We start from the raw sequence: 24,462 nt of genomic DNA, 5'->3' as shown, positions 1-24,462 counted from the left end.
TGAGCGCCGAGGACGCTCCGGGTGAGCGGCCCCCGTCGACGAGGAGCTCGTGCAGCGCCTCCTTGAGGTGCTCCTCGCCGACCGCCGTGCCGCGCCCCGGCGTCTCCGGCCGGACGCGTGAATGAGCCGTCCCGGCCGCCGCGCTCTGGGGCCGTCGCAGCTACCGTCGCCCCCCATGGCCCCCTCGCCGCCCGCGCAGGACCACGAGCCATCCCCCTCATCGTTGAGGCTGCGTAGCACGAATCTAAAAAATCGTGCTACCAACCTAGCGCAGTGTGCTACATGACGTTCGCCGCTCGACTTCCGCCGTCGCGGGATTCGGCGGCTCGCGATGGCGGAGGAGCTCAGAAGATGACGTATCGACGCATCGGTGCGCTGTGTGGCGCTCTCGTTTCTGTGGTCCTGCTCGGCTGCGGCAACGACGATCCCGATGAGACACAAGTCGTCGCCGAGGAGCCGAACAAGGGCGTTCCCTACCTCGGCGTAGACGGCGAGTACACGTCGGATCCGTTGGCCGCAGCGTGCCCGGACGACCCGCGCAATCCGGGACGAGTCGCCCTCGACCAGATGAAATCGTTCTCGTTCTACAGCGATCGAGAAGGCACGACGCCGCTCGCGGAGGAGTGCGGGTACGCCTACGAGGGCTTCGCTCCGGATCCCCACTACTTCCCGGAGGTCCCGGACTCCGTGTGGCTTCAGTTCGCGCTCACCTCCGGCGGGGATGGCTGCGAGGCCTTCCGCTATGTGGTCATGCGCCCGCCGCACGGCGACGGCGCCGTCAAGCACATGCACCTGCGCTACGGGGACGCCGGGACCAGCTTCGCTGGGCTGCTCGACATGAGCTACGGCGACGAAGACGACGCGGACAGGTGCAACCCGTGGTGGAGCGTGTACTGCTCAGCGGGAAGCGAGGGCTGCGACAACTGAGAGGGCCCCTCGCCTGACGCGCCGTGCGCCTCGAGGATGGCCCGCGCCTCGGCCGGTTGACGCTTGCACTCGAGCAGCGCTCCGAGCACGAGCGGCGCCACGATGGTCGCGTCCGACTCGATCACGAACATGGGCGTGTCCGCGGTCAGCTTGTCCCAGGTGATCTTCTCGTTCGGCGTGGCGCCCGAGTAGGACCCGTAGGATGTCGTCGAGTCGGAGATCTGGCAGAAGTAGGTCCAGGGACGGGCCGGCTCGCCGAGATCGTATTTGAGCGATGGCACCACGCAGATGGGGAAGTCCCCCGCGATGCCCCCGCCGATCTGGAAGAACCCCACGCCCGCGCCTTCGCTGAGCGCGCGGTACTGATCGTAGAGCTCGGCCATGTACTCGATGCCCGACTTCACGATGCTCGCGCTGCACTCGCCCCGCTTCACTCGAGCCGCGATCCCGCTACTGGATTGCGCCGATCGTGTCGAGGAAATCGTTGTAAGCGTCGATCTTGTCCGCCGGAACCATGTCGATGCCGGTGTTGACCGTGCTGTCGCCGTCCATCAGCGGGGCGAGGATCTCCTTGGTCCCGTCGAGGCCGATGGTCTTGATGCCGTAGAGGATGTAGGGCACGAGGTAGCCCTGGTAGTACTGCCGCTGTGTGTGTGTGGCCCTGATGCGCCCCTCGCGCATGTACTCGACGGTCTTCGGATCGAAATCGAACGCGACGATGGGGACATCCGGTATGCCCGCGGCGTCGGCGCTCATCACGCACCGGTACGAGATGCTGAACAGGCCGACCATACCGACGACGGGCGGGTCCGCGGCCTCGATCCGGGATCTCATCGAGTCGACGTCGACGGCCTCGTCGAGGTGGTAGGCGGCCTCGCTCACCAGGGGCGTGTAACCGGCTGCCGCGATCACCTCCCAGGCCCCCTGCGTCCGATGGTACCCGTCCGCCCAGAACCCTCCGACGGCGCCGTGGATGATCACGGTACCTGGCGGCGGGGGCAGCATCGCGAGCAAGGTCTCCCCTGCCGTGGCTCCCGCAGACTTGTTGAGGGTTCCGACGTAGAGCGAGCGCTTCGAGGCCGGCACGTCGCCGTCGAGGGTCACCACGTGGACCCCCTGCGCGACGGCCTCATCCATCGCGGCTCCGTTGATGTCACCGTAGGGCGAGATGCCGATCCCTTCAACGCCGTCCGCTACCGCCTGCCTGATCTGCTGGTTCTGGAGGTCCTGTGATGTCGTCATATCGGGCGACTGGTCAGTGGGCCCGAGCACGTTTCCCGTGGCCTCGATCTCGCTCATCGCTCGGCTCGCCCCCGTGGCGATCGACGTGAAGAAGGTGGTGAGGTTCTTCAGCAGGACCACCATCTGCATCGGCTCGACCGTGCCCTCATTGACCTTGGCGATGAGGTTGTCGACCGTCGTCTCGAGCTTCACTGGAGTGAACTCGTTCTCTGGCGTCGGCGCCCGTTCGATGCGTGGGACGTTCGTGCCCACGCCGGGGGTATCGCTCGATCCACACGCCGCCGTCGCCATGATGAGCCCGAAGGCCGCCGTCCAACATCGTCCAATCGTGGTCATGAGACACCTCCTCGTCGGTGGTTCGCTCCATCGCGCGCGGTACTCCCGTGAGAATCCATCCTCCAGCGAGGGACCCCCGGGCGTGGCCTGTGACGGATACGGGGGGTGACCGGGCGCCGCCGGCGAGCACGACGCCGAGCGCAGGGAACGCGGGTCCCACGCGCAGCCCGGTTTCCATACAGCGCACAAGTCGTCTGCGATGCGTGAGCCACACGTCGTCCTGTGGAAGCGATGCAGAGATGGCGTCCCAGCGTCCATGCCCGATCTTTCGGGTTACAGCGTCGTGGGCCGGGCTGTCAAGGGACAGGAGAACAGTCGACGAGAGGCGGGATGGGGATCCGGGGCAAATGCAAGCTGCCAATGTAGTGCGCCTAGCGAACATGCATGAATTGCCCGGTGCCGACCTGTAAGCTCGTGATCGTGGTTACGTGGGCCGCCGTCATGGCGTGTCCCCTCCTACCCGACGCACTCTGGCACGAGATTGAGCCCCTGCCGCCCCCCGAGCAGCCCGGCGCGCTCGTGCCGGTCTTCGAGCCGCGTGCGGACGGCCCCTACCCGATCCTTCAACACGACGGCGCACATGAGCGCCGGCCCGGGGTTCGTGTCGGGCGGCGTCAGCGCTCACCTTCTACGAAGGCCGCACGCGCACCATGCGCCTCGGCGCCAGAGAGCGCAGATTCGGCGCCAACACCCCCAACGACGTGGCGGTGGCGGACGTCAACGGTGACGGCAAGCGAACACCGTGAGCGTGCTGGTCAACCAGTCGTTCTAGCTGGGACGGGGTTCGAGATTCGACGCCGCGCAGTGCTGTAGGAGCCTGCGCGGCGCTCCGTGCGGCGACCGTGCGTCGAGGCACGGTCAGCGGCTCGTGCTCGGCGTGACCAACGCGGTGGACCCGGGGCGATCCCGCGACGTGGCGTCGGACTTCCTGGCGCAGGACCACGACGCGGCGGCGCCGGCGTCACCTGCGCCGGCGCCGCCGGCATCCGCACCGCCCGCACCGGCGCCGCCCGCATCGCGGCGGGACGATCGTGGCCGCACCGCTGCCGCCGCAGATCCTGCCGCGCGCGCTCGCGACACCTTCGCTCCTGGCGCACATCCTCAGCGACAAGTTCTGCGACGGCCTGCCGTTCCATCGCCAGGAGTGTTAGGCTCGCCGCATGGGACTCTTGACCTTCAGCATCAACGTCACCCTGGACGGCTGCGTCGACCACCAGGAGGGAATCGCCGACGACGAGACACACGCCTTCTTCACCCGCCTCATGGACGAGGGCGGGGCGATGCTGTGGGGCCGCGTCACCTACGAGATGATGGAGAGCTACTGGCCGGCGGTCGCCCGCGGCGACGAGGAGGCGCCGCCGGCGATCCGCGAGTGGGCGGTCAAGCTGGAGGCCAAGCCGAAGTACGTGGTGTCGTCGACGCGAAAGGACTTCCCGTGGACCAACAGCCACCACATCGCCGGCGACCTGCGCACGGGCGTGCAGAAGCTCAAGGACGCGACCCCGGCCGGCGTGCTCCTCGGTAGCGGCAAGCTCGCGACCGAGCTGGACCGGCTGGATCTGATCGACGAGTACAAGTTCCTCGTCCACCCCAGGATCGCCGGCCACGGCCCGACCCTGTACCAGAGCGGGCTGCCCAGCACGCGACGGCTCGAGCTGGTCTCGGCGAAGCCGCTCCGCAGCGGCGCGGTCGCCATGCACTACCGGCGCGCGCGCTGACTCAGAGCAGCCCCATCGCGCCCAGCTCGCGGGCCGGCGCGTCGTCGGGAGCCTTCTCGCCGCGCAACACGGCGTACCCGCTGCACGAGCCCCGTCTTGAGGCTACACGGTATTTGGCTCGTGCCGGATGCACGGAGTCAACCCGCTCGCCTGGGCGACGGACGTGATCGGCACGCTGCAGGCGGGCTGGTCGCGCGAACGGCTGGACGGGCTGCTGCCCGCCGCGTGGGCGCGAGCGTCGCTCGCGGCTCCGGCCGCTGGCGACGCCGGCGCACCCTGAACAACGCGGGCCTCGGTCTGCGACGCGGGCGAAGACCGCCTCGCCGGGCATCCTCCTACGCCCGCCTTCTCGGCCAGGGCTGGCGCGGGGCCGTGGGCCGACGCCGCCCCACGCCCAGCATCGTCGACCTCAGCGAGACCCGCAAGGAGCCATGCCCATGGCGATGGCTGGGCGGTTACCTGGCAACGTCTGGCTTCCCCCTCTGCGCTGCGTAGAAACCTGCGCCGGGACCTTCTCCGACTCCCGGAGGGCAAGCTCCGGGCGGTGGGGGAGCTCCCCCGCCCTGCCGGAAGGATGGAACCGTCATGGCGCCGTAAGACACCGAGATATTTGTGTTTTTGTGGTTTTCTTGGCGTCCTTGGCGGTTCAAAAGATTCCACCTTCGGCAGAAGTACTCCACCACCAAGCTCAGCTCACCTGCCGGACCGTCTCCGGTCCCGGAGGGCAAGCTCAACTCAGCCGCCCCATCGTCTCCGGTCCCGGAGGGCAAGCTCAACTCAGCCGCCCCATCGTCTCCGGTCCCGGAGGGCAAGCTCAACTCAGCCGCCCCATCGTCTCCGGTCCCGGAGGGCAAGCTCAACTCAGCCGCCCCATCGTCTCCGGTCCCGGAGGGCAAGCTCAACTCACCTGCCGGACCGTCTCCGGTCCCGGAGGGCAAGCTCAACTCAGCCGCCCCATCGTCTCCGGTCCCGGAGGGCAAGCCCAACTCACCTTCCGGACCGTCTCCGGTCCGGAGGCAAGCTCAACTCAGCCGCCCCATCGTCTCCGGTCCCGGAGGGCAAGCTCAACTCAGCCGCCCCACCGTCTCCGGTCCCGGAGGGCAAGCCCAGCTACCCCGCCCAGAGCGTCGCCGGAGCGCAGCTTGTCTCCGGCGGCCGCGGTCGACGTGCAGGGGCGTCCCCGCCCGTGCGCCGGCTGTGCATTTCCACAAACGGACCCGGAAAGCTCCGCGGAATTCTATATATGAGCCGATCCCGCGACGACATCTGGAATTCCGTTCACACTGCCGCAATGGAGGTCCTCCCCCGCTTGCTGCGACTCCTGGGGGTGGCCGAGGACGACGTGGACGACGTGCTGCAGGAGGTCCTGCTCGCGGCGTACAAGAGCCTGGATCGCTTCGACCCCGCCTGGACCCCGCCGCAGCACGAGCCCGCCTCCGCCGTCGACCCGCCGCGCCGGCAGGGGCAGCGCCAGCGACGCAGCCCGGAAGCCCGATGGGTGGCCGGGATCGCGTTGCACAAGGTCAGCCATCACCTGAACCGCGCCCACCGCCGCCGCGAGGTCCTGGACGGCTTGCAGCCGGTGTCGCAGCACCAGGCGGTCGACCCCGCGCCGAGCAGCGAGGAGCAGCTCGCGACGCAAGAGCGGATGGAGCTCGCGCTGGAGGTGCTCGACACGCTCGACCCCGAGCGGCGGGTCCTGCTCGTCATGTACGAGGCCTACGAGGTGCCGCTCGCCGACATCGCCCGCGAGCTCGGCCTCAACTACAACACCGCCAGCAGCCGGCTGCGCCTCGGCCCTGGCCGTCATGGCCGTCATGGGCCTGCTCTGCGCGGCGGAGGCGCACGCCGCGCCGGAGCCGCCCCGGGCCGCGGTGCGGCTCGAGCTCGCGCGACGGCCCGGCGCCGAAGGCTGCCCCGACGAGGCGTTCCTGCGCGCCGAGGTGGCGCGCAGGCTCGGCGCCGACCCGTTCCAGGACGACGCGCCGCGGGTCCTCACGGTCCACATCGCGCGGGAGGGACCGGAGCACACGGCCTCGCTGGCACTGCGCGACCGCGAGGGAGAAACCGAGTGGGCCGACGGGTTCGGCACCGGGAGCGGCTGCGAGGAGCTGATGTCCGGCGTGGCCCTCGCGATCGTGGCGCAGCTCATGGGCGCGCCGGAGCAGGTGGGTCCACCGGCCGAGCCTTCGCCGCCAGCCGAGGCCGCGGCGCCGGCCGGGCCCGCGGCGCCGGCCGGGCCCGCGGCGCAGGCTCAGCGCGCCGCGCCGGAGCCACCTCGGCCGAGGGAGCCGCCGCAGGCGCCGCAGCGACCGGAGCGGCTGCGGCTGGAAGCGGGGCTCGGGGCGATCCTGGGCCTCGGGATCACACCGGGGGTCACGACCGGAATGACGCTGTCCCTGGGCGTTCGCCGGTCCGACTGGTCGATCGCGGTGGAAGGGCGAGGGCTCGTTTCCATGGCGCAGGAGGTGGAAGGCCTCCTCATGGGCACCACGGGCTTCACGGCGGTCACGTTGGCTTGTTATCGCGGCCGCCCGCTGTTCGCGTGCGGGCTCGCGACCCTCGGCGCCCTCCGGTTCTCCCCTCGGGATCCGTGGACCATGAGCTTGCGCAGCGACTCCATGTTCGGTCTCGGGGCGCGCCTCGGCACCGAGTGGCCGCTCTCCCGCAGGTGGTCCGTGCAGGGCTACGCCGAGGCGACCTGGATGGCAAACGAGGGAGAGTTGACACGCGTGACGCACGCCAGCACGACGCCAGCGCCACTCCGCTGGACGTCATCGCCGCTTGGCGCTGCCTTGGGCTTTGGGGTCACGGCTGCCTACTGAAGGGACCTGAGAGAATGAGTCTGTTGCGAGCATTTGGTGAGAACTCCGAGAGCGGATCGGGAATGGCTAGAACAACAGATCGTTCAAAGGAAACTGCCTATTGTGCGAATGCAGGAACACCTTATAGGCATGCTCGGCATGCGCATCGGCTCCTCCCTGCCTCTTTGTTTTCTGCTGGTCCTAGGCCTAGGCTGCGGCGACGCTCCGGCCGTCTACGGTCCCTGTCAGCCCAGCGAATACGGCTACCCGGGCTGCCCCTACCCCGAGGCGGGCACGGGGGACGCAGGTGATGCGGGCGATGCGGGGGACGCCGGCGGCGGCGGTTCCGGTGGGGGCGAAGAGCAGGCCTGCGCCGGCGACTGCATCCCACCGGCGCCGCTCGGCTGGTTCGGCCCGGCGCTCCTCTGGTTCGGCCCGCCGGACGAGAGACCGGAGTGCCCTGCCGCCGCGCCGAACGTCGGCTACGAGGGGTTCGCCGACCCGGCGCCCGAGCCGCTCGCCTGCGCGGCTTGCGTGTGCGACCCGCCGGACGCGGCCACGGCCTCGTGCCAGCTCCCGCTCGGCTGGTCCGCTCATGCTGCAACGTGTACCGCCACGGTCCCCGCCACCCCCGTGACCACCTTCGCGGCGCCCGAGGCCTGGGACGGCGCCTGCACCGCCGCGAACGCCATCCCCGCCGGCCAGGACTGCGGCGGACGGCCGTGTGTGCAGGCGCTCTCGGTCGAGGCGCCGGTCGTGGCGGTGACCGGCGCGTGCACGCCCAGGGTGGACGAGCCGCCGCCGCCGGCCCGCCTCGACCCGTGGCAGACCCGCGCGCTCGCCTGCCTGCCCGGCGCGTACACCGAGTGCCCGGGCGACCGGAGCACCTGCATGCCGTCGCCGGAGCAACCCGGGGTCCCGCCGCCCGGCGGCTTCCTGACGTGCGTCTTCCACGAGGGCGACGTGACGTGCGACGAGCCCTACCTCGACCGGCACGTCTTCTACGGCGGCGCCGAGGACACGCGCGGCTGCTCCGAGTGCGGCTGCGGGGAGCCCGAGGGCGCGTCGTGCACGATCATGGCCTCGGTCTACAGCGACGGCGCGTGCGCGGACCAGGTGGCTTCGACCCTCGTCAGCTCGATGGCGTCGTTCTGCGGGGTCACGCCGCCCGGCGTCGCCCTCGGCAGCAAGGCGGCCGAGGTCGTCGCCGTCGACCCCGGCGGCTGCGCCCCGAGCGGCGGCGAGCCGACCGGCGAGGTGCTGCCGGCCGAGCCGTCGACGTTCTGCTGCCAGGCGTAGGCCTGCACGGGATGCCGATCGGTCACTGCGCCCGATAGCGAATCGTGCACAAGCGCCGGCAAGCAGCGGGATCCTACCGGCGGCCAACGCCGCCAGCCATGGGACCTTATCGACCGGGCAGCAGCGAGGCGGCGAAGGCGCCGGCCCGGTGGCTCGCCGCGAAGGCCGAGGCGGATGGCGTGCGGCGGCGCGCGGTCGACGTGCTCTGCCAGCGGCAGGTGGAGGGGGGTACTTGTGACCCGGCTCGACCCGTTCGAGCGGCAGGGCGCCCGCATCGGCTACCTCCTCGGCAAGCCCATCGACAGCGTGCCGGGCTAGCTGTGGTGCGTCCCCAGCATGGCGCACTCAGCCCGGATCGAGCTCTACCCCCCGTTCCTGTGCGGATCGTGGTATCTGTTCAGTAGTTCGATGAAGAAGAAACAGCTCGCGGCCGCGGTTGAAGATACCCAGAACGGAGGATCTCAGGGATTTCCTGTCCCGCTTCATCTCGTTGCACAGGCCCCCACGGCCGAGGGCGAGCTCTCGCGACGACGTCCGGAGTCTTCCTTCTCTCTTCACCGAGGCGATGCAGTGGCTTGGCTTCGCACCTTGCCGTCCACGAGCATCGACCTCGTCATTACCGATCCGCCATACGAATCGCTCGAGAAGCATCGCGCGATTGGCACAACAACGCGACTCAAGCACAGCAAGGCATCAAGCAACGATTGGTTCTCAATATTCCCAAATGCACGCTTCGAAGAATTGTTCCGCGAAACCTGGCGGGTCCTCCGAGCAAACACTCACTTCTACCTGTTCTGTGACGCCGAAACCATGTTCGTGGCTAAGCCAATCGCCGAGAGCGTGGGATTCAAATTCTGGAAGCCATTAGTCTGGGACAAGAAGAAGATTGGGATGGGATACCACTACCGGAGCCGGTGCGAGTTCATCCTATTCTTCGAAAAAGGCAAACGCAAACTCTCGGATCTCGGTATTCCCGATGTGCTCGAGGCGCCCAGGATCGTGCGGGGCTATCCGACGGAAAAGCCTACGGAGCTGAGCCGCGTGCTCGTCCGCCAAAGCAGCACCTCGAGCGATCGGGTCGCCGACCCCTTCATGGGCGCTGGGTCCGTAGGGGTGGCCGCGGTGGAGCTGGGGCGGGAGTTCCTAGGCAATGACGTATCGACGAAGGCGATCGAGGTCGCGAGAGAACGTCTGCTCGCGGCAGGTGGCCAGGAGCGAGATCGGCGAACATGACTGTGCCGAGCGTAGCTTAATTATTGTCACCGAGCGTAATGGTACTCGACGAGTTCCCTGTGCCAGGCGATCAACGTCTGCGCTCGGCGTCCCCGGGTCTGACCGTTCAGTCCGGGGACGCTCGCACGCAGGAATTCTGGCGCCGTCTCTGGATCGACGTCGAGAAGCGTGTTCCCTCGCGACCAACGGATCCATGCATCCCCACACACACTAGATTCAAAATAGACGACAGTGGCGCGCAGACGGTCCTTCTCATCGCGTAGGCGCGCGATGAGTCGCCCCGCGGCGGTCAGCTCGTCGGACTCCGTCAGCAAGCCCAGGATTCTCGTCGCCTGCCTATAGTAGACCACCTGTCGCTGCGTAATTTCCATAGCATGGGCGTTTACCTCCTCGCCGCGCGCGATCCTGTCAACGATGTCGAAGATGCGGGACAGAACGTCGGCTTGAGGAATGTCCCTCGAGTCGAGAGCTCGCAGCGCGGCCTCTTCCGTCGCCCCAATCAAGGCCCTACGCCTCTTTGCATCAATCTCTAGGCGACGATGGCCATCCGCCGCGGCGTCGGGGTCAGCAATGACGGCGACCCCGAAGCGTACCCCGTTATTCTGCAAAAGCGAGAGGAGCTCCATCAGCTTCCGCGTACCAGCCTGCTCGGGGGCCTCGGTGAGAATCCGGTTCAGTTCCTCGAGCGAGTGCGGCGGCATGCCGAGCGCAGAGACATCTAGGATGAATGAGCCTGTAGTAGCGCCTCTGGGTGTGAGCTCAACATGTTCATTGAATGTCCGATCGACGAAACTACCAAACAAATCGCTAAACACGGCGGCGATCCGGCTCACCAGGTCGAGTGCGAGCACGCTTCCCTTCCGCTCCGCGTGCATCTCTATCCTGAGCAAGCTCACCAGCTTATCGCCTACACGCTTCCAGGCTTCGTCGGCGACCGCGTCGTGTTCAAAGCTCGGCTCCAGCTCTGCCATGCGCGCGCGCGACAGGCCCCGCTCCTCCACGTTGGTCGAGCGCTTGGCGAGGGCCCACCACAGCTCTGCTACCCCCGGATATTTGTCGCGCAACGCGCGAATTTTGCGTATTTCCGCCTGTAAACCCGGTGGTCGTGACACTTCGTGCCATGCGGCGTGAAAATCTGCGATCGTCTCCTTGTAGACTGGTCTCAGGGCATCCAGCATCGCGGCGCCGGGGCTCGAGAGGAACGCCCACCGCGGCAAGCGAGCCCACTGCTCGGCTGCGCGCACTGGATCCCGCGCGTCCAGGAAGAGGCCGCAGGCTTCAACCCGTGCGCCAACCTCCTCCTGTTCGGAAGGAGCTGATTGCGCCGCGAGCGCGGCCAGTTCCTTCCGAGCAGCCGCGCGCAGGAGAACCAGCGCATTCCACTGGTCGTCTACGTCACCGAGCGCACGTAGCCGCATGGCTCGCATCTTCATGGCGCTCGCCTCACGCCTGAGGCGGTCGCGTTCGGTCGCGATCACGGCTTCACCTTCTCCCAGATTGAGACCATGGGCTCGCGGCACCAGAGCGAGAGGTAGGCTTCCACGACATCCTCACGCGCCATCAGCTGAGCTCGCTTCCCGAGCTTCCCCGGAGTACCGTCTGCCGCCTGGGCGAACGCCGCATAGCCCTTGCTGCCTCGACCTGCAACCTCCACGCCGCGAAGGGCTCCGGATACCGTGTCGAGGAGCAGGTCGGGCGGCCGGTAGTAGGAGACGTTCACGACGCGGCGCCGAAGAAGACATGAGATGGCCACCATCGCGAGTCCGTAAGCTGCGTATTTAGCGCGATCCTCGATGGTCAGTGTCTTGCCGTCACGAAAGCGCACGAGGTCCACCGTAAGCCGTGGATCGCGCTCCGAGAGCCGCCGCACATCCCATGACAGCGTTAGCTCATGGTCCACATCTCCATTGCGGGTGTGCTCTCGCAGTTCAAAACGGTGCGAGCGTACGATGTCTCCGGGATCAATCCAGCAGATCAGGTGAGGAATCGCGTCCAGCACAAAGTCGGGATCTTGATCCTCGTAGAGCTGCTCCAGCCTGTACGACCAGCGCCGCGGCATCGCGTGTCTGAGCTTACATGAGCGGCACAAAAACGGAAGACGCATGTACATCGAGCCATGCGAGGACCGACCCAGGACGCCCCCGGCGCCGCCGTGACCTCCTTCGCGGCGCCCGAGGCCTGGGACGGCGCCTGCACCGCCGCGAACGCCATCCCCGCCGGCCAGGACTGCGGCGGACGGCCGTGTGTGCAGGCGCTCTCGGTCGAGGCGCCGGTCGTGGCGGTGACCGGCGCGTGCACGCCCAGGGTGGACGAGCCGCCGCCGCCGGCCCGCCTCGACCCGTGGCAGACCCGCGCGCTCGCCTGCCTGCCCGGCGCGTACACCGAGTGCCCGGGCGACCGGAGCACCTGCATGCCGTCGCCGGAGCAACCCGGGGTCCCGCCGCCCGGCGGCTTCCTGACGTGCGTCTTCCACGAGGGCGACGTGACGTGCGACGAGCCCTACCTCGACCGGCACGTCTTCTACGGCGGCGCCGAGGACACGCGCGGCTGCTCCGAGTGCGGCTGCGGGGAGCCCGAGGGCGCGTCGTGCACGATCATGGCCTCGGTCTACAGCGACGGCGCGTGCGCGGACCAGGTGGCTTCGACCCTCGTCAGCTCGATGGCGTCGTTCTGCGGGGTCACGCCGCCCGGCGTCGCCCTCGGCAGCAAGGCGGCCGAGGTCGTCGCCGTCGACCCCGGCGGCTGCGCCCCGAGCGGCGGCGAGCCGACCGGCGAGGTGCTGCCGGCCGAGCCGTCGACGTTCTGCTGCCAGGCGTAGGCCTGCACGGCCACCGCCGCCATCGTATTCCGGACGACCCGGGCCCGGACAAGGGCTCGAGTGTGCCACACCGGGCCAGGAGCGCCGCCGGAGGAACTCCTCGCCCGTCGCCGCAAGTCTGGAGCGAGGATGGCACAGGCCGCGTTCAGGGAGCGCAGCGAGCACGTACACCACGGCACACTAGGCTAGTTCGGCCTGTCAGAAGTCTTGGCAGGGATCACGGCGAGAGAAGAGAGATTTCAACGCAAAGGAAGGCGCAAAAATACAAAGAATTCTGGTTTGCGCCTTTGCGCCTTTGCGTTGAAATCTCTCGGGATCCCTGGCCAGACTTGTGAGGCACGGAACTCGCCCACGTCCTGGACGTGCCGAGACCCCTCGGGGAGGGTCATTCCGATCTCCTCGCCCAATTTCTCTTGAAGCCCAAGAGCCTCTAGAGCACCGATCACGTTGGAGTTCCGAGGAGATCAACAGAAGGGAAGAGAAACCGCAACGACGCAAGGGGTGCAAGGGGAAGGCAAGAAATATCTCGTCTCTGGTCCCTTGCGCCCCTTGGTCCCTTGCGGTTTCTCTCTTTCCCGCATTCCTCGCCCTTGGAGCTTGCTTCCCGGCAGATCGGTCGGGCCTCGCAACCCATTGAATTCAGACAACTTGAAACCTGTTCGGTGCTCTCTAGGTCTCACCACGCGGACGGCGCTCACGCAGGGGCTGGCGAAGCTATCAGGAGCGGTTCCCCCTCGTCACGCAGCGGCGCCGCAGGGCGAGCAGACCGAGGCCGAATAGACCCCATGCGCGGGAGCTCCCACGCGTGGGGGTTCCAGCAACGCCGCAATCACAACTACTCTCGCCGCTCGGGGAGTTCTGATCGGGCTCAGCGCCGCTGCCGCCCACACCGTTGCCACCGGGGCCACCGCCGCCGGAGGCGCCGCCACCGCCGCCGGAGTCACCGCCGCCGGGGCCACCGCCGCCGGAGTCACCGCCGCCGGGGCCACCGCCGCCGGGGCCACCGCCGCCGGAGTCACCGCCGCCGGGGCCACCGCCACCGGGGCCACTGCCGCCCACGTCGCTACCACCGGAACCGCCACCGCCGGGGCCACTGCCGCCCCCACCGTTGCCATCGGGGCCACCGCCGCCGGGGCCACCGCCGCCCACGTCGCTGCCATCGGGGCCACCGCCGCCGGGACCACCGCCGCCCACGTCGCTGCCACCGGGACCACCACCGCCGGGGCCACCGCCGCCCACGCCGCTACCACCGGGGCCACCGCCGCCGGGGCCACCGCCGCCGGGGCCACCGCCGCCGGGGCCACCGCCGCCGGGGCCGCTCATGCATGTGCCGTCGACACATATTCCGTCGCTGCACAGCGTGCCGCTGGGTGCGGTTGCGTCCGTGGGGCACGTATCGGCCACTCCATCGCAAGCCTCTGGCACATCGCAGTCACCTGCCGATACCCGGCACTCGGTCCCCGCCGCCATCCTGGCATCGACCGGGCAGGTATCACTCGCGCCGTCGCAAGCCTCCGCCACGTCGCACGCTCCCGCCGCGCCACGGCACTCAGCGCCCGCCGCGACCAGTCCGCAAATTCCGCTCTCCGCTGCGCCCGCCGCCACGCTGCATGCCTGGCAATCGCTCGGAACACCACCGCCGCAGGCCGTGTCGCAGCAGACGCCATCGACGCAGAGACCGGTCGCACACTGAGCGCCGCTCGTGCAGGGGGTACCCACGCCGGCCGACAAGATGAAGGCATACACCGAGCCGCGGGCATCGTCGTCGATCATCGCCCCGGCGATCGCCGTGTTCCCCGCGAGCGCGACCGAACCGCCGAAGTAGTCACCCGCTGCCCCGTCGCTCGCGACGAGATGCGCCTGCTGGGCCCAGCTCGTTCCGCTCCGCACGAACACGTACGCCGAGCCTTGCTGGTCACGCCCGTCGGTTTCGTCGTCCACCGCCCCTACGACCGCCGTGTCCCCTACGATCGCGACCGAACTGCCGAAGTAGTCACCCGCTGCCCCGTCGCTCGCGACGAGCTGCGCCTGCTGGGCCCAGCTCGTTCCGCTCCGCACGAACACGTACGCCGAGCCTTGATCGGCACGCCCGTCAACGTCGTCGAGCCTCGCCCCTACGACGACCGCGTCCCCCGCGATCGCGACCGATACGCCGAACTGGTCCCACACCGCCCCATCGCTCGCGACGAGCTGCGCCTGCTGAGTCCAGCTCGTTCCGCTCCGCACGAACACATAGGCCGAGCCTTGATGGGAGCGCCCGTCGATGGTGTCGTCCATCGCCCCTACGACCGCCGTGTCCCCTGCGATCGCGATCGAAACGCCGAAGTAGTCACCCCCTGCCCCATCGCTCGCGACGAGCTTCGCCTGCTGGGTCCAGCTCGCCCCGCTCCGCACGAACACGTAGGCCGAGCCGTGGCCGTGACTCATGCGCCCGTCGTCGTCCACCGCCCCTACGACCGCCGTGTCGCCCGCGATCGCGACCGAAACGCCGAAACGGTCCAACCCCTCCCCATCGCTCGCGACGAGCTTCGCCTGCTGGGTCCAGCTCGTTCCAGTCCGCACAAAGACGTAGGCCGAGCCTTGACTGGCACTCAGGTCGATGTCGCTGTATTGCGCCCCCACGACCACGGTGTCCCCCGCGATCGCGACCGAAGCGCCGAACTCGTCCGGCGATTCCCCATCGCTCGCGACGAGCTTCGCCTGCTGGACCCAGCTCGTTCCGCTCCGCACAAAGACGTAGGCCGAGCCTTGACTGCCACGCCAGTCGATGTCGTCGCCCGCCGCCCCCACGACCGCCGTGTCCCCCGCGATCGCGACCGAAGCGCCGAAGTAGTCGCCCACCGCCCCATCGCTCGCGACGAGCTTCGCCTGCTGGTTCGCGATCAGCGGGTCTACTTCGATGGGATACGCGGCCCCCTCATCGTCCACGTGGATCGCGACCTGCCCTCCCTCCAGGCTCAGCCACGCCGACAGCACCTTGCCCGTCGCGTCTCTCACGAACAGGTCGGTATAGGAGAGCGCCCTCCGGCCCTCCGCATCAACGAGCCGCAGCGCATCGCCGCGGCCATCGCCGTCTGCATCGTCCAGCTCCGCGTGCAGGTCGCCGCCCAGCTCCAAGCCGATGACCTTCGTCCCCCTGCACGCCGGCGCCTGAGCCACGACAAACCCCTGCTCGAGTCCGAGGGGCCCATTGAGGTACCACTCCTCCAGGTTCTCGCGCACATAACGCACCCGTTTGCTGTCCGACTCGACCGCGTCCGGCTCCGCGTCCGGCAGCGCTGCGACCGACCCCTCGCACCCCAACGCCGCGGTGCGCATCGAGAGCGACCACGCCTGCCCGCTCGACAACACGACGACACCCGCCCGCTCCAGCACGGCCGTGAGCCGCTGCGTCGGGTTCTCCATCGCGAACCTCGCCGGCCCGACAGCGACGGGGGCATACGCCTCCGAGGCCCCCGCCTGCACCGCCGCGATGTACGCAGCGCGCAGCTCCTTCGGAATTGGCTCCGGGTTCTCGGTCGCCGGACCCGCCGATGGCGCAGCGAGCTCCGAGCTCTCCGTCACGTCACCCGGGAGGCTGTCCGAGCCACAGGCCGTCATCATGGCTATCGTCGCCGCAGCAAACCACCGATGGTGGCGCTGCCCGCCCTGGGGGCGCTCCCCTCGCGCGCTGTCACCGCGGTGTTCTTTGGTCCCCATCATCGCCAATCCCCCTCTTGACATCTGTTCACTGCACGAGCAGTTGCACAGAGCACCTGCAACGTATCATGAACCTCAGAGCACGCACACAACGTACGCAGCGGACTGCTCCCATTGTCCCCTTATCGCGGGGAGCAGGTTCATCGGCAGGCGGGCACCCGTGCGCGCTGCGCCATGAACGTCCAAAGGGCGTGCATGTGAGCCTCCAGGCCGGCGTGGAGCACGGACCAGAAATGAGCACCGCGCGTGCCACGGGGCATCCAGCCTGTGCAGGCACGTTCGGCGTCGTTCGCCGGGGCGCCCGCGGACGGCGCCGAGCGATCGATCCAACCAAGCCGTGACGCTGCGGCGCGTACGCAAATCAAACCGGAGCGCGTAGATCGACCTGGGGACGCCGCGCTCCGCGGGCTTCGAGGCCCTACGCCGTTTTGCGTTGATCCTCGTAGAGCTGCTCCAGCCTGCACGACCAGCGCCGCGACATCGTATTCTGAGCTTACATGGCCCGCCTAGAAGGTCTCCCCGCTTCAGCCGAGCCCTGCGAGCGCGAGCGCGTCGACGAGGTCGTCGACGAGGGCCTGGTCCGCTGTCATGCGGCGGACGACGGCCCGGGGATCCCGCGAGACGTCGGGCAGGATGGCGGCGAGCTCGCTGCCGGCGACGCGGGCGTCGGCGGAGCGGCCGAGGCGGGCCAGGGCAATGGCGCGGTCGAGCGCGCTCCAGGCGAGGGTGGGGGTGGCGACGGCCTCGGCCTCGACGAGGGCAGCCGCGTAGTCGCCGCGGCGACAGGCGTCGAGCGCGAGGGCGTGGTGGACGATGCCGGGATAACGCTTCGTCCAGCCCTGATGCTTGCGGAGGATGGCCATGCCGCGCTCCCAGTCGCCGGCGACCGCGAGCAGGAAGCCCGTGAACATGAGCGGCCCGCCGAGCTTCAGGGCGATCCTGGCCTCGGCCAGCGCCCCCGCGCCGTCGCCGGCGTCGAGCAGCACGAACGCGAGCACCTGGTGGGCATTGGCCAGCTTGGGCTCGAGCGCCACGGCCCGGCGCGCATGCTCGGCAGCCCGGCAAAGGCCGTTGTGCCTGCCGGACGCCGTCCACGACGAGAGCACCTGAAAGAATGAGGAATAGGCCAGCAGCGCCCCGTCGTCGGGGTCGCGGTCGAGGAAGCGCGCGCAGTGGTCCGCGAGCTCGGCTTGCAGGCGGCGATCGAAGGTGGCGAGCCACCGGGGAAAGCGCAGGAGCACCTCATACGCCGAGCGGGGAGCGTGGAGGGAGCGCTCCTCGGCCTCGATGGCATGGACCATGCCGAGGGGCAGCGCGACGAGCAGGGTGGTGATCTCGCGGGCGATCTCGTCCTCGACGGCGAACAGGCGGTCTTCGACGTCGATGCGGTCGAACGTCCTGCCCCACACCTGGATCCCGCGCGTGGTGTCGTGGAGCTTGACCACCACGCGGAGCGCGCCGGGGACGAGGCGCACGCATCCCTCGACCACGTAACGCGCGCCCCGCGCCTCGGCCTCGTCCAGGGTCGCGGCGCGCGAGAGCACGCGCACGCGCGGCGCGCGAACGAAGAGGTCGCCGAGCCGGTCGGTCAGGCCGCGGGCGACGGTGCAGCTTCGCGTGCCCGTAGAGCTCGGCTCCGGCGGCTCGCCCGCCGGCGCGAGCGCGTTCGAGGAGGTGGAGGCGGCGGCGATCGAGGCAAAGGGGAGGATCGCGACGACGGGCCCGTCGGCGCTGGCCGGGATACCGCCCGCTCGGGGGGACGGTGGATGCGGCCAATCCGCGGGCTGCGAATCCATCGAGGGGCGCGGGGAGACGGGGAGCTGGGCGGGGGCGGAGGCGGAGGCGGCCGGCCCCGTGGCGAAGACGGGGGCGTAGCGGCCGCGTGGCAGCTCGATGCGCACCGCGGCGGCGGGGCTCGCGGCGTAGTAGCGCTCGAGGGCGCGCCGGAGCTTGCTCATCTCGACGCGCACGATCGAGTCCTCGGTGGAGTCGAAGCCCTCGGGCCGCTCGAAGACGCGCGTGGCGAGCAGAGGCGCGCGCAGCTCGGCGCCGCCCCCCGCGAGCACCTCGCCGACCAGGAAACGGAGCAGCCGGATCTGCCGCGCAGACCCGCCGAACACGGGACTCGCCACCACCCGCTCCAGCTCGGCCGCGACGGCCGCGCGCTGGTCGGTCTGCGGAGAACGCTTCATTGTGTCAGCATCCTCACCTAGGGGCCCTCCGGATGCAACAACGTGAATCACACCGCGTCCACACCCCGGAGGAGAGCGCGTGGTCCTCGCCCCACGCCCGGCCGTTCCGCCGCGAAATGCGCGAGGAGCGGTGCGATCCGCGGACCGGGTGATGTGATTCACAGCGAATTCACGGTGAAACAACGTGATGGGCCACTGCGCTGACGTTTACCGTGCGCGGTCAGGGCACACGCGCCTCCGCCTTGCCGGGAGGGCAACGCGGGGCCTGCGACGAATCGCACCGAAGGCGGCGTTCCGGCGGGGAAGCCGACAGGGGGGACTCTCCATCATGAGCACATCGAGCTTCCTCAGAGGCGCGTCCGTCCTGGCCATCACGGCGCTGGGCCTCGCCGCATGGTTCGAGCCGGCCGCTCCGGAGTCGACCGAGGCCGACGACAAGCAGGTCGGCACGGCCGAGCAGACATTGGACGGACCTGCGTCCCGGTGCACGGCGTGATTGGATGAAGGTTTCACAAAAAGGAGCGTTCAGCGATGCCCATCTCTCGGATTCATCTTGCAGCCACGGCCCTCGCCGCAGCGATCGGGGGGCTCTGCGCCGGCGCCGGGGGCGCCTTCGCGGAGGGCACGGACCTCGCCGGGACGTACGTGGCGAGCCTCCCGGATCGCGCCGAGATCATGCACCTCCACCGGGACGGCACGGCCGGGATGACGCTCTCGGATCAGGTCACGTTCGGCGCCGGCGGGTTCACGTTCAGCGACAGCCTGGGCTCCTGGCGGCGCGCGGGGGACCACACGGTCTCCGTGCGCATGCTCAACCTCAACTTCGATCTGACCGGCGCAGCGCCCGCGTTCTCCGGGATCGCCGTCGTCGACTATGTCCTGGTGTTCGCCCCGAACACGGACACGTTCACGGCGAGCTGCCAGGGCAAGATCTTCGCCGCGGGCGTCGACCCGCTCGATCCCGGCGCCACCCCGATCACGGAGTTCGATTGCGCGTACCTGAATGGGGTTCTCTACCACCGGTCGCCCGCGCCGTAGCTCCCCGCGCCGAGAAGGCTTCCGATGGCGCCACCGAGAGGCCAGATGTCGAATCGCGCGCTTCGCCCCGCTCGAGATCGCACAAGGACCGACAGCCCCGCGGCGATCGCGTCGCGCGAGGTCTGCACGGCCGACCCCTCCGAGGCGGAGGTCTTCATGCAGCGCCTGCATCCAGGCACGAAGCTGGAGCCGCTCTCCCGCGGATCCTTCTCGTGCGAGCTGCGCGTCACGGGCGCGTCCCCCGCGACCTTCGTGAGGGGCTCTTGCCGCGGCGGGGCCCGCGTACGCTTCAACCACCTGGAGGACCGGTATGTCCTCGCGACGTCCGCCGAGGGAACGATCGAGTTGAGCCACGGGGGCGACCGGCTCGGCGTGGTCCCCGGACGGCGCGGGATCCTGCTCTCCCCCGGTCTCGCGGGGAGCCTCCAGACCGACGTCGTCGTTCACGCCCGGACCGTCGTCTTCGACGCCGCAGCGCTCCCGGCGCACGTGGCCGCGCTCGCCGGCAGGGCGCCGCAGGACCCGATCGTCTTTGCCCCGGCGCTCTCCCTCGAAGCGGGATCGGGCGTGCTCGTGCGAGACGTCGTCCAGGTGTGCTTCCACGCGCTCGAGCAGCCCGGCACCTCGCTCCTCCTGCTCGCCTCGCTGCGCGATTCGCTCCTCACGGCCCTGCTCACCGGGCTGCCGCACAGCGCCTCCCACCTCTTCAAGCGCCCGCCGGCGAGCACCTCGCGGCCGTGCGTGCGCCGCGCGGAGGAGTTCATCGCCGCGCACGCGGCCGAGGAGCTGACGGTGACCCGCATCGCGGAGGCCGCCGGCGTGCCCGTGCGCTCGTTGCAGATCGCTTTCCGGGCGGCGCACGGCATGACTCCGATGGAGTTCGCCCGCGAGCGGCGGTTCGATCTCGCGCGCCGCGCGCTGCTCGAGGGAGCGCCCGAGACGACGGTGATGGATGTCAGCGCCTCGCTGGGGTTCGGCGCGAGCCCCGGCCGCTTCAGCGTGGAGTACAGGCGGCGCTTCGGGGAGAGCCCCTCGGACACCCTGGCCGCCGCCCGCGCGCGGCGCGGAGGGTGACTGAGCAAGAGGCGCGCGCGGCGCCGGCGACCTCGAGTCGAGAGCGGCCGTTCCGCGGCTACGCCGCGGCGCTCGCAGTGATCCACCTATGCGGCGAACGAAGGCTCCTGTGCAGAAAACGCAGAAATGCGCAGGCGCCCGCCAGGAGCTCGTTGACTGAGGCGGGGGGGCGACTCGATCATCTGTTTCCCTTTGCGTTCAGGGGGAAGCGCCAGATGAACCATCTTGCGTCGTAAGCAAGGAGATCGCATGAAGAAAGCGGACTACGTTAGAATCGCGTCCTTTATTCCCTTCGTCTGCACCGGCGTCATTAACCTGGCCGCCGGGTGCTCCGGCGCGGCCACCGACGAGAAGGTCGGCGCGGCCGAGTCCGCGCTCACCCCCGGCCAGTGCGAGTACTTCGACGTCAACGGCACAGTCCGGATCTGCCACAAGACCAACTCGACCACGCACCCATACACCGTCCTCAAGCTCAGCGAGCAGGCGTGTATCAACGCGCACGCGCAGCACGCCGGCGACTACGTCGCCGTGAACGACCCGACCTGTCAGGGCGGAGCGTGTCTGCCGCTGAACGCTCCCTGCGACGCCACGCTGCCGTGCTGTAGCGGCGCGACGTGTACGAACGGCACCTGCGTCTCGACCTGCACCCCGACCACCTGCGAGGCCCAAGGCGCGAGCTGCGGCACCATCTCCGACGGGTGCGGCGACACCCTCGTCTGCGACGCGTGCACGAACGCCGGCGGCACCTGCGGGCTCGACGACACCTGCACGTGCCCCGACCCCGAGGGCTACGATCCGGACTGCGTGGAGAACGTGTGGGACGCGGCGGAGCAAGAGTGCGAGCTGAGTTTCCTCAGCTCGGACACCGTGTGCAGCGTCGGCCAGTGCGACGGTAACGGGCACTGCGTTTTCCCTCCTACTTTCCCTCCCACTCTCGCTCCTACTGAGATGCCGTGACTTGCTAGGGAGCGGCCTGCCAGCTGCCACCTCGCCCGAGGGTTCGCTGGACACCGCGAGCCCCCGGGGCTAGCAGCCGGAAAGGAGCCGAGCGTTCGAACATGTCAGGCTGGCAAACTCCCCTCTTCGTCGTGGGCACGGGCCGCTGCGGCGGGGCCATGCTCTCCCGCCTCCTCGCCCAGCACCCCGAGGTGGCGAGCCTCTCGGAGGTGTTCAATCCCCTGGGCGACGGCGCCTTCCCGTGGGACACGGTGGACGGCTCCACCCTGTGGGCGGCGCTCTCCAGGCCTCGGCCCCAGCACCGGCTCTGGCTTCAGCTCCTCACGCGCGGCATCGTCATCGACGAGTTCCGCTACCCGCTCGCCGGCCTGGGCCGGTTCCGCGAGGGCGGCATCCCGCCGCTGCTCACCACGGCGCTGCCCGAGCTGAGCGACGATCCCGACGGCCTCCACGAGGAGCTGCGCCTCTTCGTGGAGGCGTTGCCGATGGACGGTATCGGCTCCCACTACGGCCGCGTCTTCCAGTGGCTGGCCGAGCGGGTGGGCCGGCGGCTCTGGGTGGAGTGCTCCGGCTCCTCGTTCGAGATCCTGCCCGCCTTGAAGCGCTACTTCCCCGACGCCCGGTTCGTCCACCTCTACCGCGACGGGCGCGAGGCGGCCCTCTCGGCGAGCCGCTTCCCGCCCGCGCGCCTCCTGGGGATCTCGCACGTGTTCAAGACGAGTGTCCGGAAGACCTTGTTCGAGCCGGTTCCTCCCGAGGACGTGCCCCGGCTCCCCCGCGAGATGCGCCCGCTCGTGGCGCCGAGCTTCGACGTGGACGCCTTCCAGCGCGTCCAGATCCCGCTCAAGTACTTCGGCTCCGTGTGGTCGACGCAGATGGCCCACGGCGCGGCGATGCTCGCCGGCCTGCCCAGAGAGAGGGTCCTCCACCTGCGCTACGAGTCGATCCTGGCCGACCCCGAGCCCACGCTGCGGCGCCTCCTCGGCTTCCTCGACCCGAGCCTCCCGCAGGACGCGTGGCTCGAAAGAGCCGTGCCCCTGGTGAGCGCCGACCCGCCGGAGTGGCCCAGCCTGCCTCCGGGCCAGCGCGCCGCCCTCGAGGCTTCGTGCGCGCGCGGGATGACGGTGATCGAGCAGCTGGAGGGCCGGCCTCGGACCGTCGAACCGGGCAAGGAAGACGAAATCTACCGAGGCGGGCACGATCCGGAGAGCATCCGCGCAGAGCTGAAGCGCATCCTGGTGCGCGTCCTCAAGCTGGACATCCCCCCCGAGCAGATCCGCCACACGGACGCCTTGTTCCACCACGGCATGGGGCTCGACTCGGAGGACGTGCACGCGATCGCCCGCGAGGTGGAGAGGCGCTTCGGCGTGCTGCTCTTCGTGGAAAGGATCGACTTCGGCGCCTTCAGCGACGTGCTCTCGCTGGGCCAACAGGTCGCGAGCGCGCTGGCGCGCGGGAGCCGAGCCGAGCCGCCCAGCGCCAGCCTGCCGGACAAGGACGATGCAGAGGCTCCACTTCGCGTTCCCGCCCCCGAAAAATGACCCGCAGCCCATCCAGCGCTGGCAGGCCGACGGGTCGCTCGCGCCGAGCAAGCTCCACCTGGTCAACCGGCCGTACCATTCCCAAGAAAACGAGATCGCTCGCCTTGTGGACGAGGGGCACTACCTCGTCGGCATCTGCGCCTTGGAGAACTGGCCGGCGCGGCTCCACAACCCGAACGACCGGGCGGCGGCGCGCGCGTTCGACCTCTTCATCGAGCCGAGCTACCACCGCTTCATCGGCTTCATGCACAACTTCCGCGATCCGGCCGACGTCTTCCCCGGCGGCCTCCCGCTGCTCGACATGGACTTCTCGGACTACGTCCAGGTGCGCAAGCGCGGCAAGGCGAAGACGTTCGACATGGTCTACTACGCCGGTCACTCGGTCGCGGACAAACCGGAGACGACGAGGTGGAGCAGCGTGGTCAAGGGGCACGATCTCGCGCTCACCGTCATCCGCACGCTGCTCGAGGTCGATCCCCACTTCCGCGTCGCCATCGTGCACGACGTCTTCGGCATCGACCACCCGCGCGTCGAGAAGCTCGGCAGGCTGCCCTACCGGATGTTCCTGGACCTGGTGGAGTCCGCGCACGTCCTCCTGGTGCCGAGCACGCTGGACGCCTCGCCCCGCGTCATCACCGAGGCCCTGTGCCTCGACACCTGGGTGATGGTGAACGCCGACATCTCCGGCGGCTGGAAGTACGTCAACGAGCAGACGGGCGCCTTCTTCGACCGGACGAACTTCCTCGACGTCTACGCCCGCCTCCGCGCGCGGGGGCCGGCGGCCACGCGCGGGTGGTTCTTGAGCAACTACGCGAACCACACGCTCGAGGCGCGCTTCAACGGCTGGATCAACGACTGCATCCTGCGCTACTGCGCGTTCAACCGCTTCGGCGGCGTCCTCTACGTGTGCCTCGAGGGCGAGCGCCGGGAGGAGCGGGAGGCGATGATCCGGGCCGAGCTGTTCCGCCACATGGGGATCTTCGGCGACTGCGTGGAGCAGGTCCCCGCGGCCCTTGTCCCCGGCAACCCGCATAAGGCGCGCGGCCTCTCGCACCTCGCGGCGCTCCGGAGTGCCCGCGACCTCGGGCTGCCCGAGGTCGCGATCTTCGAGGACGACTTCCAGTTCATCGTGCCCCGGGAGGTGGCCAACCGGAAGATCGAGGAGCTCCTCCGCTCCTACCCCGATCGCGACGCGATCCTCTTCGGCAACCACCAGATCACCCGCCACGAGGTCACCTCCGGCGGCGCGGTGCTGCGCGTGCGCGCCGGCGCGTGGCCGCACGGCTACGCGGTGCGCGCCGAGCGTTACGACGCGCTGATCTCGGGGCTCGCCGAGGCGTGCGCCGCGATGCCCGACGGCGCCGAGGGCGGCGCGCAGCTCGTCGACGACGTGTGGACGCGCTTCGCCGAGAGCGCGAACGTCCACGCGTTCCGGGTGCCCCTCGGCGAGGGGCTGGAGCGGCTCGGCAGGCACAGCGCCGTCGCCGTGAGCACGGGGGAGAGCGGCGTCGAGGGCTCGTGCTCCCAAAGCTCAGGCTGACATTTGGGGCTCCGGGTCGCCTGGCGGCGCCCTCCGCCCCAAAC

The 24,462-nt window shown here is 69.4% G+C and carries 19 protein-coding genes and 3 pseudogenes; 16 read left to right on the top strand and 6 right to left on the bottom strand.

Annotated features, from left to right (window positions below):
* The first annotated feature begins 351 nt into the window (after nt 1-351).
* Nucleotides 352-927, top strand: a complete 576-nt coding sequence (locus WMF43_RS19035) for a hypothetical protein (RefSeq protein ID WP_437682034.1) — start codon at nt 352-354, stop codon at nt 925-927.
* 23 nt (nt 928-950) lie between these two features.
* On the opposite strand, the pseudogene WMF43_RS19030 reads toward WMF43_RS19035, so the two are convergent.
* Nucleotides 951-1,370: pseudogene (locus WMF43_RS19030) on the bottom strand (deoxyhypusine synthase family protein); the annotation flags it as partial.
* A gap of 7 nt (nt 1,371-1,377) precedes the next feature.
* Nucleotides 1,378-2,505 (bottom strand): substrate-binding domain-containing protein, encoded by a 1,128-nt coding sequence (locus WMF43_RS19025; protein ID WP_437682032.1) that lies wholly within the window; start codon nt 2,503-2,505, stop codon nt 1,378-1,380.
* Between the two features lie 1,031 nt (nt 2,506-3,536).
* On the opposite strand from WMF43_RS19025, the gene WMF43_RS19020 reads away from it, so the two are divergent.
* From WMF43_RS19020 to WMF43_RS18985, 8 genes and pseudogenes are all read left to right on the top strand, one after another.
* A complete protein-coding gene (locus tag WMF43_RS19020; protein ID WP_437682030.1) occupies nt 3,537-3,656 on the top strand; it encodes an IS66 family transposase in 120 nt (39 codons plus the stop codon).
* A 9-nt stretch (nt 3,657-3,665) separates the two neighbouring features.
* Entirely contained in the window at nt 3,666-4,223 is a 558-nt protein-coding gene (locus WMF43_RS19015; protein WP_437682028.1) for a dihydrofolate reductase family protein, read from the top strand.
* A gap of 100 nt (nt 4,224-4,323) precedes the next feature.
* Nucleotides 4,324-4,503 (top strand): annotated as a pseudogene (locus WMF43_RS19010) (transposase domain-containing protein); the annotation flags it as partial.
* Between the two features lie 294 nt (nt 4,504-4,797).
* Nucleotides 4,798-5,958, top strand: a pseudogene (locus WMF43_RS19005) (hypothetical protein); the annotation flags it as partial.
* 73 nt (nt 5,959-6,031) lie between these two features.
* A complete protein-coding gene (locus tag WMF43_RS19000; RefSeq protein WP_437682026.1) occupies nt 6,032-7,048 on the top strand; it encodes a hypothetical protein in 1,017 nt (338 codons plus the stop codon).
* 108 nt (nt 7,049-7,156) lie between these two features.
* Entirely contained in the window at nt 7,157-8,326 is a 1,170-nt protein-coding gene (locus WMF43_RS18995) for a hypothetical protein (protein WP_437684036.1), read from the top strand.
* Between the two features lie 174 nt (nt 8,327-8,500).
* A complete protein-coding gene (locus WMF43_RS18990; RefSeq protein ID WP_437682024.1) occupies nt 8,501-8,644 on the top strand; it encodes a hypothetical protein in 144 nt (47 codons plus the stop codon).
* Between the two features lie 90 nt (nt 8,645-8,734).
* The gene (locus WMF43_RS18985) at nt 8,735-9,559 is read left to right on the top strand and encodes a DNA-methyltransferase (protein WP_437682023.1); all 825 of its coding nucleotides are present in this window, start codon (nt 8,735-8,737) and stop codon (nt 9,557-9,559) included.
* A gap of 26 nt (nt 9,560-9,585) precedes the next feature.
* Here WMF43_RS18985 and WMF43_RS18980 read toward each other — a convergent pair whose 3' ends face one another.
* Complete coding sequence (locus tag WMF43_RS18980; RefSeq protein ID WP_437682021.1) at nt 9,586-11,037, bottom strand: hypothetical protein; 1,452 nt, start codon at nt 11,035-11,037, stop codon at nt 9,586-9,588.
* Entirely contained in the window at nt 11,034-11,669 is a 636-nt protein-coding gene (locus WMF43_RS18975) for a hypothetical protein (protein WP_437682019.1), read from the bottom strand. Before WMF43_RS18975 ends, WMF43_RS18980 begins: the two co-directional genes overlap by 4 nt.
* Nucleotides 11,670-11,675: 6 nt before the next feature.
* Between WMF43_RS18975 and WMF43_RS18970 the strand changes: the two genes are divergently transcribed.
* Nucleotides 11,676-12,377 carry a hypothetical protein gene (locus tag WMF43_RS18970; protein WP_437682017.1) on the top strand — a complete coding sequence of 234 codons (702 nt, stop codon included), beginning with the start codon at nt 11,676-11,678 and terminating at the stop codon, nt 12,375-12,377.
* A 717-nt stretch (nt 12,378-13,094) separates the two neighbouring features.
* Here the strand turns inward: WMF43_RS18970 and WMF43_RS18965 are convergent.
* The gene (locus WMF43_RS18965) at nt 13,095-15,980 is read right to left on the bottom strand and encodes a hypothetical protein (RefSeq protein WP_437682016.1); all 2,886 of its coding nucleotides are present in this window, start codon (nt 15,978-15,980) and stop codon (nt 13,095-13,097) included.
* A gap of 620 nt (nt 15,981-16,600) precedes the next feature.
* The gene (locus tag WMF43_RS18960; RefSeq protein WP_437682014.1) at nt 16,601-18,268 is read right to left on the bottom strand and encodes a hypothetical protein; all 1,668 of its coding nucleotides are present in this window, start codon (nt 18,266-18,268) and stop codon (nt 16,601-16,603) included.
* A 328-nt stretch (nt 18,269-18,596) separates the two neighbouring features.
* Here WMF43_RS18960 and WMF43_RS18955 point away from each other — a divergent pair, with 328 nt between their 5' ends.
* From WMF43_RS18955 to WMF43_RS18930, 6 genes are all read left to right on the top strand, one after another.
* Nucleotides 18,597-18,764, top strand: coding sequence for a hypothetical protein (locus WMF43_RS18955; RefSeq protein WP_437682012.1), 168 nt, complete (start codon nt 18,597-18,599; stop codon nt 18,762-18,764).
* Nucleotides 18,765-18,799: 35 nt separating this feature from the next.
* A complete protein-coding gene (locus WMF43_RS18950) occupies nt 18,800-19,306 on the top strand; it encodes a hypothetical protein (protein ID WP_437682010.1) in 507 nt (168 codons plus the stop codon).
* Between the two features lie 45 nt (nt 19,307-19,351).
* Nucleotides 19,352-20,380: an AraC family transcriptional regulator gene (locus WMF43_RS18945; protein WP_437682008.1), complete on the top strand. Its 1,029-nt coding sequence runs from the start codon at nt 19,352-19,354 to the stop codon at nt 20,378-20,380.
* Between the two features lie 249 nt (nt 20,381-20,629).
* Nucleotides 20,630-21,337 (top strand): hypothetical protein, encoded by a 708-nt coding sequence (locus WMF43_RS18940; RefSeq protein WP_437682007.1) that lies wholly within the window; start codon nt 20,630-20,632, stop codon nt 21,335-21,337.
* A 101-nt stretch (nt 21,338-21,438) separates the two neighbouring features.
* Nucleotides 21,439-22,878: a hypothetical protein gene (locus tag WMF43_RS18935; protein WP_437682005.1), complete on the top strand. Its 1,440-nt coding sequence runs from the start codon at nt 21,439-21,441 to the stop codon at nt 22,876-22,878.
* The gene (locus WMF43_RS18930) at nt 22,838-24,418 is read left to right on the top strand and encodes a hypothetical protein (protein WP_437682003.1); all 1,581 of its coding nucleotides are present in this window, start codon (nt 22,838-22,840) and stop codon (nt 24,416-24,418) included. Before WMF43_RS18935 ends, WMF43_RS18930 begins: the two co-directional genes overlap by 41 nt.
* The last annotated feature ends 44 nt before the right edge of the window (nt 24,419-24,462 follow it).

Source organism: Sorangium sp. So ce131 (assembly GCF_051519095.1).
GTDB lineage: Bacteria > Myxococcota_A > Polyangia > Polyangiales > Polyangiaceae > Sorangium.
This window is presented reverse-complemented; position numbering and strand designations above follow the sequence as displayed.